Origin of the sequence: Paenibacillus doosanensis, from assembly GCF_025060755.1 — a bacterium.
Lineage (GTDB): Bacteria > Bacillota > Bacilli > Paenibacillales > NBRC-103111 > Paenibacillus_S > Paenibacillus_S doosanensis.
Map to the genome: position 1 here is coordinate 22,253 of NZ_JANYUY010000039.1, position 16,325 is coordinate 38,577.

Sequence of the window (16,325 nt, forward strand, 5' to 3'; positions counted from 1 at the left end):
GGAGCACTCCCATGGCAAATTACACCGTTGAACATAAGAAATCATTCACATTGACCGCTTATGGCTTTTCAATTCAATCCAATTTCCAGGATATGCCAGCTTTGCAAAAGGAAAAAGCAGAGTTTTGGGGAGGGCTCAAGGCTGACGGGCGTTTTAATAAGCTCAAAGCGGCCGCAAAAGATGATCGCGAATGGTCCGTCAACGAGGTTTATCAAGGCAGACCGTGGAATTATTTCGCGGTAGAGGCTAGTAAAACGGTGGCTGACGCAACACGAATCATCGAGTTTCCAGAGAGCGAGTACATCGTGCTCGCAGGAACCGGCGACAAGGAAACTTTGTTTGATCAGTTGACTTATCGTGCTTTTGGCGAAGTCTTGTCACAAATCACTGACTATGCTTACATCGGCGGTCCCAATGCGACTTATCGCAAAGAAAACGGTAACGGCACTTTCTACGGCGAATTTTGGGTTCCTGTGGTTAAAAAATAGCGGGATGTCAAAAACCTGACTATCAACAACATATTTCTCCAAAGATAACTCTTAGCAAGCCAAGAGGACTGCCCATGAAGGAGCAGTCCTTTCTTTTATCTTGCTATCGTTTTCCAATCTAACTTCCGACGCCGGATGATTCCCATCCATTCTACTGAAGCTTAACCGCCAGCCCCTCTGTCAAAACACTAAGTCCGAACTCGAACTCCTTCGCCCAATCGGAATTCGTCGTGTACGAAGCCAGACGGATTACAGTAGGGAACTCCTCTGACGGCAATTGACTATAATATTGGTTATAGCGTTCGCTTAGCTCCGCATTCGAGATGGCACCCTGATCGGCATTTAACCGCAGCCTTACCTCTTCTCCTACAAATCCGAGCACGTAATTTTTCAAGATTGAAGCTACCCATGGCACCTGCTGATCCGGGAAACCGACAGATGACAATAGGGCGTATAGCCTCTCTACCTGCTTAAGACGATCATAACCCGAGGCTATACTAGAATTGAAAAGATCCACCGTATCCCGGTGCGAGAGAAGGACCTTACGGAAAGACTCACCCCAGAGCCCAAGCTGCTCCCTCCAAGAAAGAGACGAATCCGGCCACTCCATGGAACTGCTTATTCGATCGGCCAGCAGTCCCATCAGTTCGTCCTTGTCTTGGATATGATAATAAAGTGACGCGGTTTTCACCTGTAACTTGTTCGCGATTTTGTTCATGCTTAACTCCTTGAGACCGATCTCATCCAGCAATTGCAACGCGGTCTGAATAATCCTTGTCTGGTCCAGCGGAGTATTGGTTGTACGAGTTTTCCTAGCCAACGGACTCACCCTTTCACTTGACAAGTATAGCATAGAAGTATATTCTAATACCATTAGATTAATCTAATGGTATTAGAATAACGGAGGGGTAATAAAAGAATGAAGCTAAACCACCTAAACTTGTGCGTAAACAGTGTGTCGGAGGCAGTTACCTTTTTCGCTGATATATTCGGTTTTGAGCTTGCGGATCGGAAAGGTGACGCGATTGCAGTTATGAAGGATAAAGCGGGGTTTACGCTCGTCTTAAGCCAGTTGGCGGCCTTAGGAGGCGAGAACCCGACTTATCCCGAAGGGTTTCATGTCGGATTCTACGTGGATACGAGGGAAGATGTGGATCATTTTTTTCTTAAGCTTATGTCTGCAGGGCTTGCTAGCAAGGAAAGTAGTCCGAAGTCGATGCGCGGAGGTTACACGCTCTACTTCAAGGCGCTTGACGGCATTCTGTTCGAGGTTACCTCGTTCGCCGTCTAAGCACTTTTAACGAATTCGGACTTTATCAAAGTTATTACTTTCCTTTATATCACACGCGCGCCAATATTCCCTGCCATACCAACAACCCAATTTTTCTCCGTCATTTATGATACGGTTCCCCCCGCATAATCTTAAACGCGCGGTACACCTGCTCCACCAGCACCAGCCGCATAAGCTGATGCGGCAGAGTCATGCGCCCGAACGACAGCTTCAGTTCGGCGCGCGCCAGCACCGCGGGGGCCAGCCCCAGCGAGCCCCCGATGACGAAGGCCACGTGGCTGCGCCCGTACGTGGCCAGGCCCTCCACATGCCGCGCGAGCTCCTCGCTCGAGAGCGGCTTGCCGTCGATAGCGAGCGCCACGACGTAGGCGTCGCTCTTGATCTGCGCGAGGATGCGTTCACCCTCGCGCTGGCGCACGAGCGCCTCCTCCGCGGCGCTCATCGTCTCCGGTGCCCGCTCGTCGGGCACCTCGCTGATCTGCACCTTGGCGTACGGGCCAAGGCGCTTGACGTACTCGGCGATGCCCTGCACGAGGTAAGATTCCTTCAGCTTGCCTACGGCAACAATCTGGATTTGCATAATGCAACAACATCCTTTCATCCTGCTTTTTTCTTTTGCTTTTTCTTCATGCAGCCGCACAGCCGCAGCCTACCTGCGTTTCCCCCATAAAAAAAGAAGGCCCTCGTCCCAACGCGGGCACGAGCGGCCTTCTTCCTTCGCTTCCGGCTATACGACCAGGAATCTCGCCCGTTCCATACAGCGCTCGCAATGAGCCGGCGGCTCCCATGCCGGGAAGCTGGTTTTCTCTAAATCGACAATATCCGGCGCATCCTCGTATTCGTCGACGAATTGATCGATCGCCAGTTCCAGATGTTCTTTGCAGACTACATACATAATGAGACCCCGCTTTTTTCTATTTGCTCTCGCATATTACCGGTCGGGTACCTCTCCCATCGTCAGGGCGACGGTCGCTTTCTTGCCGCCGCGGTAATAGGTGACGTTGATTTTATCTCCGACCTTCTTTTGACTATAAATATATTTGCGCAGCTCCAAGGTGCTGTCGACCGGCTTGCCGTCGAGCTCGACGATGACGTCGTTCGTTTTGAGACCGGCGTCTTTGGACGGCCCTGTCGCGTCTATAACAATAATACCAGTCTTTACACCCGCAGGCAGCTTTAATACTTCCGTTCCTTTAAAAGATTGCAAATTTTGCGTCACCACGCCCATATAAGGGCGCTTGATCTTATGATCCTTGATCAGCGCTTCGATGACGGCTTGGCCGAGTTGATCGGAATGGCGAAGCCGAGCCCTTCGACGCCCATATCGGCGACCTTCAGCGTATTGATGCCGACCACCTTGCCGTCGAGGCTGACGAGGGCGCCTCCGCTGTTGCCCTGGTTAATCGCCGCATCGGTCTGGATGACGTCCATTTCCCAGTCATAGTCGCCCTGCTGGCTTAAGGAGACCGGAATCGTCCGCTTCGGCCAGCTAATAATGCCCTTCGTAATCGTCGGGGCGAAGCCGAGTCCGAGCGGATTGCCTACCGCGATGGCCGCCTCCCCAGGCTTCAATGCGTCCGAATCGCCGAACTCGGCGATCTGCTTGATCCCGCTCCCGTCGATCTCCAGCACCGCCAGATCGGTCATCTGATCGCGGCCGATCAGCTCCGCCTTTTTGTGCTCTCCGGTCGCCGTGACGACCTCCAGCTGGCTGAAGCCCTCCACCACATGGTTGTTCGTGACGATGCGGATCGCACTTCCCGATTTCTGGAACATAATGCCGGAGCCGAGACCTACCGCCCCGCGGACCGCCTCCTTATCGCTGTCCTTGTTGGAGGCGATGATGCTGATAACGGTCGGCCCTACCTTCTCCGCAGCGTAGACGGCCGAATCTCCGGCCAGCCCTTGCGCGTCAACGGCTCCTCCCGCTGCCGCAGCAGCCGCCGTTAGCGAAGCCGGCTGTGCTGAGTGATGTCCCCAACCGCCGAACAGCAGCACGAGTACGAGCATCGCGGCGGCTCCGCCTGCGGCGGGCAGCACCCAAGGAGCGAGCTTCATCCCCTTCATCCGCCGTCCAGCCGCTCCCCGGGCAGACCAGCCTTCCCAACGGGACACCTTCGTGGAATAAAAATCATCGTCGAACAGACTCATCGCTCTCCCGCTCCCTTCTCTGCCAAGCAGAGTCCCCATTGAATTCTGGTCCCGTCGTCAAAGTAACACTTGAGATTCGCATCAGGCTAAACTAGCAATCTCCAAAACTTTTTTTAGAAACAGGAATGTTTTCCCGCTTGAAAGACTAGACTAAGAGTAGAACGAAAAGAAGATCAACCGGCTCCAGCGTCTTGGTTTCATTTGCGATCCGCCCTGACACACGGCTCCTCCGAACGAAGGAGCTTCGCTGCTGCACACGAACGTACAGCCCGCAGCAGGCAGGCTCAAACCAGTCGGCGGTATAGTATAGAAGAGCCCTTGTCTGATACAGACGGCCGGTCACAACCCATTCATTCTCATATGGAAAGGATGCTGCAATCTATGAACCGCATTTCCTCGCATTTGGAGCAAGTAGATTGGATCGGCAAGCTGGCCGATTTGAAACTCGCGCATTACCAGAATTCGCTGATCGTCAGCGCGCTCATCGAAGTGCTTGTAGAGAAAGGCATCATTACCGCGCAGGATATCGCCGCGATGTCGGAGCAATTGGACGCGGCCTTCACTCCGGAATCGGGGCTCTAATCTTCATCCAGCCGATCCCAATCCGTGGCCCGGTCGTAATATGTATCCATAAGCCGGGCGCGGTGATCGTCGGGCGCCAGCCTCTCCTCTACCATATTATTCACGGTCAGCCTGGCCAAATCCATGATGTTATGATCCCGGCTCAAATGCGCCAAGTACACCCGCTTCGTCTTTTCCGTCATTACATCGACAAGGCCGATGCCCGCGGCTTCATTCGACAAATGGCCGAGATCGCTGAGGATGCGCCGCTTAATGTTCCACGGATATTTCCCCATCCGCAGCATCTCGATGTCATGATTCGATTCCAGCACCAGCACGTCGCTGTTCTGGATTTTCTCCTTGACTTTAGCGCTCATATAGCCCAGATCGGTAGCCAGCGCCAGCTTCTCATCCCCATGATAGAAGCAGTAGCCGACCGGCTCGGCCGCATCGTGGGAAATGCCGTACGACTCCACCTGCAGCGAGCCGAAATTGCGAACCTCGCCGGTTTCCATAATACATCGCTTATCTTCGGCGATTTCCCCGATATGCCGGTTCAGCTCTTCCCACGTTTTTTCGTTGGCATAGACCGGCAGATCGTATTTGCGGGCGACCGCTCCCAGCCCTTTAATATGATCCGCATGCTCGTGTGTAACCAGAATCGCGTCGAGCTCCCGCGGGTCCATCTCTTTTTCCTTTAACAGCTGATCGATCTTTTTGGCGCTGAGTCCGGCGTCGATAAGCACCTTGCCTTCATCCGTCGCCACCACCATCGCATTCCCCGTCGATCCGCTGGCCAATACGGTAAATCGAATTCCCATACCATTAAACTCCCATCCTGTAAACCTGACAACCGCGCCGCTACCGCTTGTTGCGCTGCGGCGGGTCCACCGCTCCGTTCAAAGCGTGCACATAATAAATATCGTCTTCCCCGTTGCCTATCGTGACGCGCCAATAAGGCACCATAAACATCGTCTGTGAATTAAATACTTGACCGTGATAACCAAGCTTGATGCTGGTGACGACCGTCCCGCTCGGGAAATAATTCTCGATCAGACTGCGCAGCACCATATAGGGAGAAATGACCTTCTGCTCCTTCTGGTCGCTCTCCGGCTTCACCTCGGCATACCCCTGCCTATACCCTACGATCATCCCGTCCTGCTCCTTCAGCTCCAGCCTGACCTCGAACATCGGCAGCGAGCCATACAGCTGGTGGAAGACATAGGTGCCGTTCGTGCTCAGAATCGGATCATACTGATACTTATCCATATTCGGAATGCCTGTCTTAGGAGCGGTTTCCCTTGCCCCGCTCCGGCTTAGCAGCGGGCTGTACTTAAACGGCGTCTCCAGCGGAATCAGCTGGTTCGATGTATATTTATCGTCGAAATTAACGACGATTTCCTTCAGCTTCGGGACATCCTTCGGAATCTCCGTGGAAATCTGAATGTTCTTGCTCTTGATCAGCTTCTGAATCTCTTCGGCCGCACTTGCCGTATTGGCGTCGAACTCCAGCAGATCCGACCGGGTCGTCCACAGCTGGTAGCCGAGCACCATATTCAGCAGAAAAAACGAAAGAATCAGAATCGTCTTCGCCCGGCCCCAGTCCATGGGCATCCTCCTTCACACCGTTGTCCGCGCCTGAGTCCGTTTGCCTTACTCCGCCCGCAGCTATTCCAAAAACTCATACGTACCGTCCCTCAGTTCCACCGTCCATACCGGCACCAGCTCCATCGTCTTATCGAATATCGTCGGCCGATAGCCGGGGAACACCGAGATGACGGCGTTTTTCTTCGCATATTGAGCAAGCTTCGCATCGAGCTCTTCGCCGGTGATCAGCGTCGCGTCTCTGCTCCTTACCCCCGCCGGATCGGGAATGATCATGGACCGCTCATAGCGGGAGACGACGCCTTTTTGCAGCGACATCTTAATAAATCCGATATTGTCGTTATGCTGATTCATCACCGGCAGCGAACCGTAATATTGGCGGAAAATAAACGACTGGCTGACCGGCAGCATCCGCTGAGGCACCTTCTGCACCGCATACTGTCCGTTCCAGCCGCCGTGCTGATTGACGAACTGCACCGCAGAGAGCAGATTATCCTGTACGTCGATTTTGCTGTCTACAGGAGCCACAGGGTCGGAATAGGTTAGCCAGCGCTCGTCGTTCTTCAGCTGCAGCCCCCGCTTGGCGTCGGTATAAATCTCCGTGCCGTCGCGCTCCGACAAGTTCCGTGTGATCGCCGGATCGACGAAGAAGCTTCGCTTCAGCTGATCGACCGTAAACTGCGTGAAATCGAGCGTATAAGCGGGAAAAGAAATCGGCTTTGTCGGCAAATAGTAGCCGTCCGCCGTCTCTTTATACGGAACCGTTCCTTCCAGCGTGATAATCCGTTCGATATCTTTGGCCGAAATATCCGCCTTCTGCACTTCATACACCGTACTGGCCGTATCCGTGAACAGAATCGTTCGCACCTCGTCCTTCGCTTCTCTGGCAACGATCCAAATCCGGGTAATGACATCGTTATCTGCGGGCACTTCGCCCTTCAGCTGCATGACGCGCTGCAGGACGTTGAGCGGAATCCCGTCGCGGAACACGACCTCAAGACCCTGCTGCTTGCCCCGTACTTCCTCCACATTCATGTTGAGGGAGGACACCGTCGTCTTGCGGAAGCCGGACAGCGTTCTCTGCTTCACGCTATCGAGGATTTGATTATAGCCTGCGGTATTCGGATACAGCACGGTATGCACCTGATTGCCCATATGCAAAACGACATGATCCGCGAACAGCAGATCCTCCAGCGAAGCTTGGGAACCCATCGGGTCGGTCTTGACATAATCCTGCTGGACGAGCGGATCGAACTTCGGAGAGCTGTAAGAGAGAAGGTAGCTTTGCAGCAAGCTTAGCGCCACCAACAGCACCAATACGCCGGATTTCAGCTTCTCGATCATAGCGCAACCTCCTCTAGAGTGTACGGAAGCGTGAAGGTAACCTTCGTCCCTTGCCCCCATTCCGACTCCAGCGCAATCGTTCCGCCGTGCGCCCTTACTATTTCCCGGGCAATCGATAGCCCGAGCCCCGTGCCTCCCATACTGCGGGATCGCGCCTTGTCAACGCGGTAAAACCGTTCAAAAATCCGGTTCAAATCTTTCTTCGGAATGCCGATTCCGTTATCTTGAACCGACACCTCAAGCCACTTCGGCTCCGGGCAGCGGGCGCGAATCGCGATGCTTCCGCCGTCCGGCGTATATTTGATCGCATTGGACACGAGATTGTCCAGTACCTGATCGATCCGGTCGCGGTCCAGCATAATCTCTTCCATATCCGGCTCCACCTCGATCGCGATCGCGATTTGGCGGTGCTCCAGCTGGAACGAGAACCGGTCGGCCACCTCATCGAGCATTTCAGCGACATCCGTCACCTCGCGGCTAATAATCGCCTGATTCGAATCGAGGCGGGACAGCTGCAGCAGATCGGTAACGAGCCGGATCATCCGCTCCGTCTCATTGCGCGTTACGTTGACGAATTTGCCGGCCAGCTGAGGCTCCTCCAACGCTCCGTCCTCCAGCGCCTCCAGATAGCTTTTAATCGTCGTCAGCGGGGTTCTCAGCTCGTGTGAGACGTTCGCTACGAACTCCTTGCGCGATTCCTCCAGCTTCTCCTGGTTCGTCACGTCCTGCAGCACGACAATCGTGCTTGCCGAGCCCTTCTCCTTGCTGTACACCGTCGTGAAGGAGACCCGTACGGAGAGCTGCTCCTCATCCGCATCGTGATAAAATTGCAGCATCATTGAAGGGGAAGAGGACTCCCCCGCCTGCAGCTCATTCATCGTCTCCTTCGAGATGCCAAGCACCTCGGGAAGCGGCTTGCCGAGCGTCGTATCCTCATTCACCTGCAGGATCTGCTTCGCCCGCCGGTTAATGACGATCACCTTGCCGTCGTCGTCGGTCGCGATCAATCCGTCGTTCATATTGGTCAGAATCGAAGCCAGCTTCTCCTTCTCTTCCTCATTGAGCGACAAAGCCTCTTTCAATCGCTCCATCATGAAGTTGAACGTCTGCCCCAGCTGTCCGATCTCATCCTTGCCGAGCACGGGCACCTTGTCGTTAAACCGCCCTTCGGCGACGGCCGTCGCCTGGCGGGTAATCGCCTTGATCGGCCCGGTGATCGTCGCCGACAGCACGACCCCCAAGACCATCGTAAGCCCCAGCGCGATGAGCGTCCCGGTAATCAGAAACTGATTGATCCGGTTCATCGTGTTGTACAGCTCTTCCATGGAAGCGATGATGTACACCGCCCCGTTCACCTTAACCCCCGAAGCCACCGGCTTCACGATGATCATCTTGCGGATGCCGTCCAGGTCGGTGAACATTCGCTGATTGTCCTTAATCCCCTGCAGGGCGCGGTTCACTTCCGTCTGCGTGTTCTTCTGCCCGACAATCGACTGGTGGCTCGCCATCGACGTGCTGAGCACGAACCCGTTGGCGTCGATCACCTGAATCTCCGCGCTGCTGTTGGCGAACAGCTTGTTCACCACATCGTTCAAATCGGCGAACGTTTTGCGCGTATCCCCCTGCTTCGATTCCTCGCTGCTCACCGACAAATAAGGCTCGACGAATTGGGTAAGCAGCTGCGCCTGGCTGTTATGAGACTCTATGAAATCGTTCTTGAAATAGCTCTCCAGCGTTCGGACGAAGTACACTCCGATCAGCTGCATCGCAATCAGAATCAGCAGTACGTAAATAATAATGATCTTCGCTTGAATCGATTGAAAAAATTGAAAGAAACGAAGTCCTTTCATCTCTTAGAAGCCTCCGCTTTTCGGATTGCGCATCATATAGCCCAACCCTCTGCGGGTCAAGATATACTCCGGACGGCTCGGGTCATCCTCGATCTTTTCGCGCAGCCGGCGGATCGTCACATCCACGGTCCGCACGTCGCCGAAATATTCGAAGCCCCAGACCGCTTGCAACAGATGCTCGCGGGTCATCACTTTGCCGCTGTTTTTGGCCATATACTGAATAAGCTCGAATTCGCGATGCGTTAGATCGAGAGCGACGTCATCCTTGTAGACCAGATACATATCGCTATCGATAAACAGGCTTTGAATCCGGATACCCTGCCTCGCTTCCGGCTCCGTCGGCAGCGGCGTCTGAACCTTCGTATGCCGCCGCAAATGCGCTTTCACGCGGGCGAGCAGCTCCCTGGTGCCGAACGGCTTGGTCACATAATCATCGGCCCCAAGCTCAAGCCCTAGCACCTTGTCGATCTCGTTATCCTTGGCCGTCAGCATAATGATCGGCGTGTTGAGCTTACTCCGCACTTCCCTGCATACATCCATTCCGTCCTTCACGGGAAGCATCAAATCGAGCAGGATCAGATCGGGGTCTTCCTTGAAAGCCAGATCGACCGCCGCGCCTCCGTCATACGCGCAGATGACTTCATGGCCTTCCTTTTCCAAATTGAATTTCAATATATCCGCAATCGGTTGTTCATCATCGACAACGAGTATTTTCGCCATCCTGTTCGATCACCGCCTTAGAAAAAAACTGAATCGCTCGGGTTTATCCACTTTCTCACAATACTTACATCTATCTTACCACACCTCGATGCAAAAAGAGACATGGACCAGCAGCTTTCCTGCTTCTTCCATGCCTCTTTATATGCTGTTCCGCGATCTTACCCGGACGAAGCAACCTTTTCCCCTCGGGCTGCGTCTATGCTAGTAAGAAAGATATGAATAAGTGCTATTTATTCAAATATTTCAGAGGATTTTGCGGCGAATCGTTTTGCTGCACCTCGAAATGCAGATGGATGCCCGTTGAGTCGCCTGTGCTGCCCATATAACCGATTTTTTCGCCCTTCTCGACGATTTTCCCGACGCTCGTATAGATTTGGCTTAAATGGCCGTACAGCGTCTTATATCCGTTCATATGGTCGATGATGATGCAGTTGCCGTAGCCGCTCTTGACGCCAGCAAAAATAACCTTGCCGTTATCCGACGCCATAATGTTTTTGTTCGAAGATGTCAGGTCGACACCTTTATGGAATACGCCCCAGCGGGTGCCGAACGTGCTCGTAATAGTTGACGATGCCACCGGCCATGCGAATTTGCCTGTTCCTTCTCCCTTGATGACCTTGGTTCCCTTGCGGACGATCGCTTTGACCGGCTCTTGAACGACTTCCTCGCTCAATACCGTTTCGTCGGTCATCAGCCCGTTGACCTTCGTCACTTGAATCATCACTTTCTTCAAGCCGTTCTTGCCTTCTTTAATGACTTCATTCGTACCTGCCCGCATCGTATCATCGGTCTGGTATTCAGTCTCATATTGAATTTCCTGGGATTCGGCCACCTTCTCGACCGTGCGGACGGCCAGCTTCGGCTGCAGCACCGTTAAATCGAGCTCTTGGCCGACCTTGATCATGTCGTCGCTGATCGTCGGATTGTTTTGATAAATGACCTGCTTCGGAATGTCCAGCTTCTGGGCGATGCAGGATACGCAATCGCCTTTCTCCACCGTATATTTGGTCGGCGTCACGTCGCCGGTCTCCAATTTCTGCTTCAGCTCGTCGGGACTCATCACATCTTGCGGCTGAATCTCGATTTCTTTCAACTCTACCTTTTGCACGAACTCTACCTTCTGCAATTCTACTTCCGAAGGCGCGCTAGCCGGAGAGGCCGATAGAATACGCACCTTGCCCGCATCCTTCTTCTTCTCCAGCACCGAATTCTTAATATCCTCGAGCAGCTTGTCCGCTGTTTGTTCGTCCCTCAGCACGCCCATCGGCTTGCCGTCAACGAGCAGCTCCGTGCCTACTGGCGTAGCTGTTATAGCACCGGCTACGCGGTCTAGCACCTGCTGATCGTTCGTCTTCTCCATGAAAACCCTTTCAACCTGATATGTGACCTCAGGCTCCAGAACCTTCATCCGCACCGCCGTATTGGAAGACGCCAGCTCTTTGGATTTCGTCTGCTTCAATTCTTCCACTTCGGAGGTATCCTCAACCGTGCCTACCTCTTGCCCGTTGATTGCTACATGATATATGTTTTTCATACCCGCATGAACAAGGCTATTCCCGCCCCACACAACGGCGGATACGACGCCCAATACGGATACGGCTTTGATCACGGTCCATTTATGTAAACGAAGATCACTGTAAAATTTTCCGGTTAAAGGCTGCTGCTTCTGTTCGCTCTTAGCTTCTTCGACTGCCGGCTTGGCGGCCACGTTTCTCCATTGGAATTGGGACAGCTTCAGCTTGGATTGCTCCAGCTTCTCTTTCATCCAATTCCTTCCTTTGAAAACTGTCATGTTCTACTCCTTTTAAGTCGTTTTCTACGAAAAATACATAAAAACACCTAAAATAGGGACACTAACCATGTAAGTCGACTCCATTTATCAATTTACCACAACTAGACTTCTTCTTTCAACATAATTCACTGTCTTGGAGTCGGAATCAATGGTTTGGTGTCGGGGGTGTGAAGTTAAACTATGGAAAACATAACGGCATTTTTCAAAAATCGGTCGAATCTGGACGAGGCAGCCCATACGTTGCGCGAGCAGGGGGCGATCGATATCCGGATTCATCCGGACAGCGAAGCCGGGTCTTCGGCTTATTTGACGCCGCTGACCCAATCCGCCCTGACGGAGGATGAGAGCGCGAACGGCCACGGATATGTCCTGCAAGTCGTCGTCGAGTCTTCCCGCTCCAGGCAAGCGGAGGATACATTGGCCAAGTTCGGAGGACAGCTCTAAAAGCCCGGTGAAAAAGCGAGCTTCGCTAAGCGATAGCAATCTGGAGAAAAACAGGCAGCCTGCGGTCGATCGGGGGCTACCGCTCGCTATTGCGGCCGGATGTTGACGATTTGGAGCTCCTCAAGCGACGAATATCCGCCTCTTGCTGCCTTGCCCTATTCATGAATTGAACGGCAAAAAAGCTCCGGACACTGTATCGTGCCCGGAGCTTTCTTCTTGCCGCAGAACCGAAGCCTTTAGTTCGCTTTAATCATCGCGATAAGCTGGGCATATTCATCCGGCTTCAAATACTTCTGCAATATTTCTTCGATCTCTTTCAGCTCGGATGCCGTAATCCCGTCCTCCATAAGCCCGGAAATCGTCTGCATGTCCGCCTGCGGCACCCGGGATACCAGCAGGTTGAAAATCTTGTTCTTATCCGCGCTCGACAGCTGATCTTTCTTCTTCGTGAACTCCTCGCCGGAGACGACGATTCTCTTGCTGTCCTCGGCTGCCGAGGAACCCGCTCCGCTGCCGGCCCCTGCTACCGCTCCGGGACTGATTCCCCCTCCCGTTCCTGCGCCGGCCTCCGGGGTGGACGAATCGACCCCGCTCTGGTGGCCGAAAACGGCGACAGCATCCTCAGGCGGTTTTTTCGTCGTCGACGAACCGCCGTTGCTGCCGCTGCCGCCTCCCGGCGCAGCTCCGCCCGTGCCCGCTCCGGTTTCTGCGCCGGCAGACGGATCACCCTCTCCCGCTTGATTGCCTGCTCCTGCCACGCTGGAGCTATCCGCGACGCTGCCCGATACCGGACGGTCCGGCTGCGGCTGGTTTCCTTGCTTGTCGCCCAGCGCCGTCCTTCCCTGACCCGACGGCGAACCGCCGCCGAAGCCAAGCTGCTTGCCAAGCTGCCCGACGAACTGCGGCCAAGTCGGCATGGCGCTTGTCGACGATTTCAAATTATATTGTTCCATGATCATATCCGCGTAGGTGCTTACCGCCCAGAAGGTGGACGCGATGCAAACGACGGACGTAATCCATGCGCTTAACAGTAATTTGGCCATCCATTGCAAACTTTTCATTGTCGCTCTCATCTCCCGCCTGTCGAAACGTTATCATCTCCTTCCAGTATTGACGTTTTGTTGCCAAACCAACCGTTCGTAATGCAAAAAAAGAACCTCTCGGCCCAAAACTAAAGGCACTAAGAGGTTCTTCTATAAACATTCCGTTAATCTATCACGATTAATAGATCGGTCTTACCAGATTCGTCTGCTCGCGGTTGCGGCCGACCGAGAAGATGGCGATCGGAATACCGGTCAGCTCGGATACGCGCTCTACATAACGTCTGGCATTGGCCGGCAAATCCTCCAGCTTGCGAACGCCGGTAATATCCTCGCTCCAGCCCGGAAGCTCTTCATAGACCGCTTCGCATTCGGACAGCAGATTCAAGCTTGCAGGATAATGCTCGATAATTTCTCCGCGGCATTTGTAAGCCGTACAGATTTTGACCGTTTCCAGACCAGCCAGAACGTCTAGCGAGTTCAGAGACAAGCCGGTAATACCGCTGACGCGGCGGGCATGGCGAACGACGACGCTGTCGAACCAGCCGACGCGGCGCGGTCTGCCTGTCACCGTTCCGTACTCATGGCCTTTTTCACGAATCCAGTTGCCTGTCTCGTTGTGAAGCTCGGTCGGGAAAGGACCGTCGCCCACACGGGTCGTATACGACTTGGCGACGCCGATGATTTGCTTGATCTTCGTCGGGCCGACGCCGGAACCGATACATACGCCGCCTGCGGAAGGATTGGAAGACGTAACGTAAGGGTACGTTCCTTGGTCGATGTCAAGCATAACGCCTTGTGCGCCCTCGAACAGTACTTTTTTCCCGTCATCGATCAAATCGTTCAGCACGACCGAAGTATCGCATACGTAAGGACGAATGCGCTCCGCATATCCGAGGTACTCCTCGATAATAGCATCGGCGTTCAGCCCCTCGCCATTGTACACCTGCTCGATCAGCACGTTTTTCTCGGCCACCATATGGCGAACTTTGCGCTCGAATTCGGCCGCGTCCATGAGGTCGGCGATCCGAATGCCGTTTCTTGCCGCTTTGTCCATATAGCAAGGGCCAATCCCTTTGCGGGTCGTCCCGATCTTGTTGTCGCCTTTGCGTTCTTCTTCCAGGCCGTCAAGGATCAGATGATATGGCATAATGACATGTGCGCGGTCGCTGATCTTCAAGTTGTCTGTGGTAAAGCCATTTTCATGAATATATTCAATTTCTTGCAGCAACGCGCCTGGGTTAATTACCATCCCGTTACCGATTACACATACTTTATCTTTGTAGAAAATGCCCGATGGAATCATCGTCAATTTATATTTCTTCTCATCAATTAAAATCGTATGGCCTGCATTGTTACCGCCTTGATAACGTGCCACTACTTCAGCAGATTCAGCAAGGAAATCCGTAATCTTTCCTTTTCCTTCATCGCCCCATTGGGTTCCGACAACCACTACCGTTGACATGCACATAACCCCCATCAGGTGAGTCTCACCTATAATTAGCCAAAAGGCCTAAAGCACCATGAATATTTTATCAGTCTCATCTGCCAAAGTCAATAAAAACGAACAATAGTACAGCCCTCTGTACCATTGTTCGGATATTGTTCATATATGCAATTGAGAAAATGTTCCCCGTGCAACAATCATGTGCACCCGTTATCCCGCATCCTGATGCGAGCGGTCGAGGCTGACGAATTTGTTGAAGTTTTTCAGGAATGCCAGCTCTACGGTTCCGACCGGACCGTTCCGCTGTTTGGCGATAATGATTTCGATGATATTCTTTTTCTCGGATTCCTTATCATAGTAGTCATCGCGGTACAGGAAGGCAACGATATCAGCATCCTGCTCGATCGAACCGGATTCGCGCAAGTCCGACATCATCGGGCGCTTATCCTGCCGCTGCTCCACGCCCCGGCTGAGCTGAGACAGCGCGATGACCGGCACGTCCAGCTCACGCGCGATCTGTTTGAGCGTACGCGAAATTTCGGATACTTCCTGCTGGCGGTTATCGCCCTTGCCGCGGCCGTGAATGAGCTGCAGGTAATCGATCAGGATCATGCCGAGCCCCTTCTCCTGCTTCAGCCTGCGGCATTTGGCACGGATATCCGCTACCGTTACGGAAGGCGAATCGTCGATATAAATATTGGCTTCGGACAGCGCGCCGATCGCCATCGTCAGCTTCTCCCAGTCGTCCGGCTCCAGGAAGCCGGTCCGCATCCGTCCGGCGTCGACGTTCGCCTCCGCGCAGATCATCCGGTTGACGAGCTGAGCCGCGCCCATCTCCAAACTGAAGATCGCCACGGTCTCCTTCTCGCGCACACCGACGTTTTGCGCGATATTCAAGGCAAACGCCGTCTTCCCTACGGAAGGACGAGCCGCCACAATAATTAAGTCCGAACGTTGAAATCCGGACGTCATTTTGTCCAAGTCGTGGAAACCGGATTTGATCCCGGTTGTTCCTCCTTTATTGTTATAGAGGAATTCCACCTTATCGAACACTTCCATCAGTACGTCCCGAATGTAGACGAATCCGGTGCTGGAGCGGCGCTGCGAAATTTCCAGAATGCGCTTCTCCGCATCGCTGAGCAAATCGCCGACGTCATCGGAGCTCGCATAGCCGTCGGTCACGATGTTCGTCGCGGCGCGGATCAGCCTTCGCAGCATCGATTTCTCTTCGACGATCTGCGAGTAATAGTCGATATTCGCCGCGGTCGGTACGGCATTGGCCAGCTCCGACAAATATTTGATCCCACCGATCTCCTCCAGCTGCTGCTTATTCTGCAGCTTGGCCGTCAGCGTGACCAAGTCGATCGGCTCATTCTCCTCCGCCAGCTCGATCATCGACTCGAAGATGCGCTGGTGCGAGGTCCGATAGAAATCCTCGCTGGTGATACGTTCCATCGCAGTGACGAGCGAATCGCTGTCAAGCAAAATCGCGCCGAGCACCGCCTGCTCGGCTTCCAAATTTTGCGGAGGGATCCGGTCCATAAACATGCCTTCGTTGTTCAAGTTCGTTTCCTCCCAGAAGTTCTTCTCCC

The 16,325-nt window shown here is 53.6% G+C and carries 18 protein-coding genes; 4 read left to right on the forward strand and 14 right to left on the reverse strand.

Annotated features, from left to right (window positions below; all coding sequences use genetic code 11):
* Positions 1–11: 11 nt before the first annotated feature.
* A complete protein-coding gene (locus N0M98_RS23260) occupies positions 12–488 on the forward strand; it encodes a GyrI-like domain-containing protein (RefSeq protein WP_259619333.1) in 477 nt (158 codons plus the stop codon).
* Positions 489–639: 151 nt separating this feature from the next.
* Here the strand turns inward: N0M98_RS23260 and N0M98_RS23265 are convergent, their stop codons facing one another.
* Positions 640–1,362: a TetR/AcrR family transcriptional regulator C-terminal domain-containing protein gene (locus N0M98_RS23265; RefSeq protein WP_310944288.1), complete on the reverse strand. Its 723-nt coding sequence runs from the start codon at positions 1,360–1,362 to the stop codon at positions 640–642.
* 45 nt (positions 1,363–1,407) lie between these two features.
* Between N0M98_RS23265 and N0M98_RS23270 the strand changes: the two genes are divergently transcribed.
* A complete protein-coding gene (locus tag N0M98_RS23270) occupies positions 1,408–1,779 on the forward strand; it encodes a VOC family protein (protein ID WP_249860322.1) in 372 nt (123 codons plus the stop codon).
* Positions 1,780–1,879: 100 nt separating this feature from the next.
* On the opposite strand, the gene rlmH is transcribed toward N0M98_RS23270, so the two are convergent.
* The 4 genes from rlmH to N0M98_RS23285 all read right to left on the reverse strand — a co-directional run bounded on the left by rlmH (position 1,880) and on the right by N0M98_RS23285 (position 3,930).
* Entirely contained in the window at positions 1,880–2,359 is a 480-nt protein-coding gene (gene rlmH / locus N0M98_RS23275) for a 23S rRNA (pseudouridine(1915)-N(3))-methyltransferase RlmH (RefSeq protein ID WP_259619335.1), read from the reverse strand.
* A 147-nt stretch (positions 2,360–2,506) separates the two neighbouring features.
* Positions 2,507–2,674: a CxxH/CxxC protein gene (locus N0M98_RS23280; protein ID WP_249860287.1), complete on the reverse strand. Its 168-nt coding sequence runs from the start codon at positions 2,672–2,674 to the stop codon at positions 2,507–2,509.
* Positions 2,675–2,710: 36 nt separating this feature from the next.
* Entirely contained in the window at positions 2,711–2,986 is a 276-nt protein-coding gene (locus N0M98_RS33775; protein WP_310944290.1) for a PDZ domain-containing protein, read from the reverse strand.
* Between the two features lie 50 nt (positions 2,987–3,036).
* Positions 3,037–3,930: a S1C family serine protease gene (locus N0M98_RS23285; RefSeq protein ID WP_310944291.1), complete on the reverse strand. Its 894-nt coding sequence runs from the start codon at positions 3,928–3,930 to the stop codon at positions 3,037–3,039.
* Between the two features lie 381 nt (positions 3,931–4,311).
* Between N0M98_RS23285 and N0M98_RS23290 the strand changes: the two genes are divergently transcribed.
* The gene (locus tag N0M98_RS23290; RefSeq protein ID WP_259619336.1) at positions 4,312–4,512 is read left to right on the forward strand and encodes a nitrile hydratase subunit alpha; all 201 of its coding nucleotides are present in this window, start codon (positions 4,312–4,314) and stop codon (positions 4,510–4,512) included.
* Here N0M98_RS23290 and N0M98_RS23295 read toward each other — a convergent pair.
* From N0M98_RS23295 to N0M98_RS23320, 6 genes are all read right to left on the reverse strand, one after another.
* The gene (locus N0M98_RS23295) at positions 4,509–5,312 is read right to left on the reverse strand and encodes an MBL fold metallo-hydrolase (RefSeq protein ID WP_259619337.1); all 804 of its coding nucleotides are present in this window, start codon (positions 5,310–5,312) and stop codon (positions 4,509–4,511) included. The two genes, N0M98_RS23290 and N0M98_RS23295, sit on opposite strands and share 4 nt — an antisense overlap.
* A 40-nt stretch (positions 5,313–5,352) precedes the next feature.
* Positions 5,353–6,099, reverse strand: coding sequence for a two-component system regulatory protein YycI (yycI, locus tag N0M98_RS23300; RefSeq protein ID WP_249860283.1), 747 nt, complete (start codon positions 6,097–6,099; stop codon positions 5,353–5,355).
* Positions 6,100–6,159: 60 nt separating this feature from the next.
* Positions 6,160–7,440 (reverse strand): YycH family regulatory protein, encoded by a 1,281-nt coding sequence (locus N0M98_RS23305; protein ID WP_259619338.1) that lies wholly within the window; start codon positions 7,438–7,440, stop codon positions 6,160–6,162.
* Positions 7,437–9,290, reverse strand: a complete 1,854-nt coding sequence (gene walK / locus N0M98_RS23310; RefSeq protein WP_249860281.1) for a cell wall metabolism sensor histidine kinase WalK — start codon at positions 9,288–9,290, stop codon at positions 7,437–7,439. Before walK ends, N0M98_RS23305 begins: the two co-directional genes overlap by 4 nt.
* A 3-nt stretch (positions 9,291–9,293) precedes the next feature.
* Positions 9,294–10,010 (reverse strand): response regulator YycF, encoded by a 717-nt coding sequence (gene yycF / locus N0M98_RS23315; RefSeq protein WP_249860280.1) that lies wholly within the window; start codon positions 10,008–10,010, stop codon positions 9,294–9,296.
* A 226-nt stretch (positions 10,011–10,236) separates the two neighbouring features.
* Entirely contained in the window at positions 10,237–11,802 is a 1,566-nt protein-coding gene (locus tag N0M98_RS23320) for a peptidoglycan DD-metalloendopeptidase family protein (protein ID WP_259619339.1), read from the reverse strand.
* A gap of 180 nt (positions 11,803–11,982) precedes the next feature.
* On the opposite strand from N0M98_RS23320, the gene N0M98_RS23325 reads away from it, so the two are divergent.
* Entirely contained in the window at positions 11,983–12,246 is a 264-nt protein-coding gene (locus N0M98_RS23325) for a hypothetical protein (RefSeq protein WP_249860278.1), read from the forward strand.
* A 236-nt stretch (positions 12,247–12,482) separates the two neighbouring features.
* Here N0M98_RS23325 and N0M98_RS23330 read toward each other — a convergent pair whose 3' ends face one another.
* The 3 genes from N0M98_RS23330 to dnaB form a co-directional block, all read right to left on the reverse strand.
* Positions 12,483–13,307 carry a hypothetical protein gene (locus N0M98_RS23330; protein WP_259619340.1) on the reverse strand — a complete coding sequence of 275 codons (825 nt, stop codon included), beginning with the start codon at positions 13,305–13,307 and terminating at the stop codon, positions 12,483–12,485.
* A 160-nt stretch (positions 13,308–13,467) separates the two neighbouring features.
* Positions 13,468–14,751 carry an adenylosuccinate synthase gene (locus tag N0M98_RS23335; RefSeq protein ID WP_249860276.1) on the reverse strand — a complete coding sequence of 428 codons (1,284 nt, stop codon included), beginning with the start codon at positions 14,749–14,751 and terminating at the stop codon, positions 13,468–13,470.
* A gap of 192 nt (positions 14,752–14,943) precedes the next feature.
* Positions 14,944–16,281 carry a replicative DNA helicase gene (gene dnaB, locus N0M98_RS23340; protein ID WP_249866362.1) on the reverse strand — a complete coding sequence of 446 codons (1,338 nt, stop codon included), beginning with the start codon at positions 16,279–16,281 and terminating at the stop codon, positions 14,944–14,946.
* Positions 16,282–16,325 lie beyond the last annotated feature (44 nt).

Coding starts and splice junctions, on each gene's coding strand:
- N0M98_RS23260 (WP_259619333.1), top strand. CDS start 12: ATGGCAAATTACACCGTTGAACATAAGAAATCATTCACATTGACCGCT.
- N0M98_RS23265 (WP_310944288.1), bottom strand. CDS start 1,362: ATGGTATTAGAATATACTTCTATGCTATACTTGTCAAGTGAAAGGGTG.
- N0M98_RS23270 (WP_249860322.1), top strand. CDS start 1,408: ATGAAGCTAAACCACCTAAACTTGTGCGTAAACAGTGTGTCGGAGGCA.
- rlmH (WP_259619335.1), bottom strand. CDS start 2,359: ATGCAAATCCAGATTGTTGCCGTAGGCAAGCTGAAGGAATCTTACCTC.
- N0M98_RS23280 (WP_249860287.1), bottom strand. CDS start 2,674: ATGTATGTAGTCTGCAAAGAACATCTGGAACTGGCGATCGATCAATTC.
- N0M98_RS23285 (WP_310944291.1), bottom strand. CDS start 3,930: ATGAGTCTGTTCGACGATGATTTTTATTCCACGAAGGTGTCCCGTTGG.
- N0M98_RS23290 (WP_259619336.1), top strand. CDS start 4,312: ATGAACCGCATTTCCTCGCATTTGGAGCAAGTAGATTGGATCGGCAAG.
- N0M98_RS23295 (WP_259619337.1), bottom strand. CDS start 5,312: ATGGGAATTCGATTTACCGTATTGGCCAGCGGATCGACGGGGAATGCG.
- yycI (WP_249860283.1), bottom strand. CDS start 6,099: ATGGACTGGGGCCGGGCGAAGACGATTCTGATTCTTTCGTTTTTTCTG.
- N0M98_RS23305 (WP_259619338.1), bottom strand. CDS start 7,440: ATGATCGAGAAGCTGAAATCCGGCGTATTGGTGCTGTTGGTGGCGCTA.
- walK (WP_249860281.1), bottom strand. CDS start 9,290: ATGAAAGGACTTCGTTTCTTTCAATTTTTTCAATCGATTCAAGCGAAG.
- yycF (WP_249860280.1), bottom strand. CDS start 10,010: ATGGCGAAAATACTCGTTGTCGATGATGAACAACCGATTGCGGATATA.
- N0M98_RS23320 (WP_259619339.1), bottom strand. CDS start 11,802: ATGACAGTTTTCAAAGGAAGGAATTGGATGAAAGAGAAGCTGGAGCAA.
- N0M98_RS23325 (WP_249860278.1), top strand. CDS start 11,983: ATGGAAAACATAACGGCATTTTTCAAAAATCGGTCGAATCTGGACGAG.
- N0M98_RS23330 (WP_259619340.1), bottom strand. CDS start 13,307: ATGAAAAGTTTGCAATGGATGGCCAAATTACTGTTAAGCGCATGGATT.
- N0M98_RS23335 (WP_249860276.1), bottom strand. CDS start 14,751: ATGTCAACGGTAGTGGTTGTCGGAACCCAATGGGGCGATGAAGGAAAA.
- dnaB (WP_249866362.1), bottom strand. CDS start 16,281: ATGTTTATGGACCGGATCCCTCCGCAAAATTTGGAAGCCGAGCAGGCG.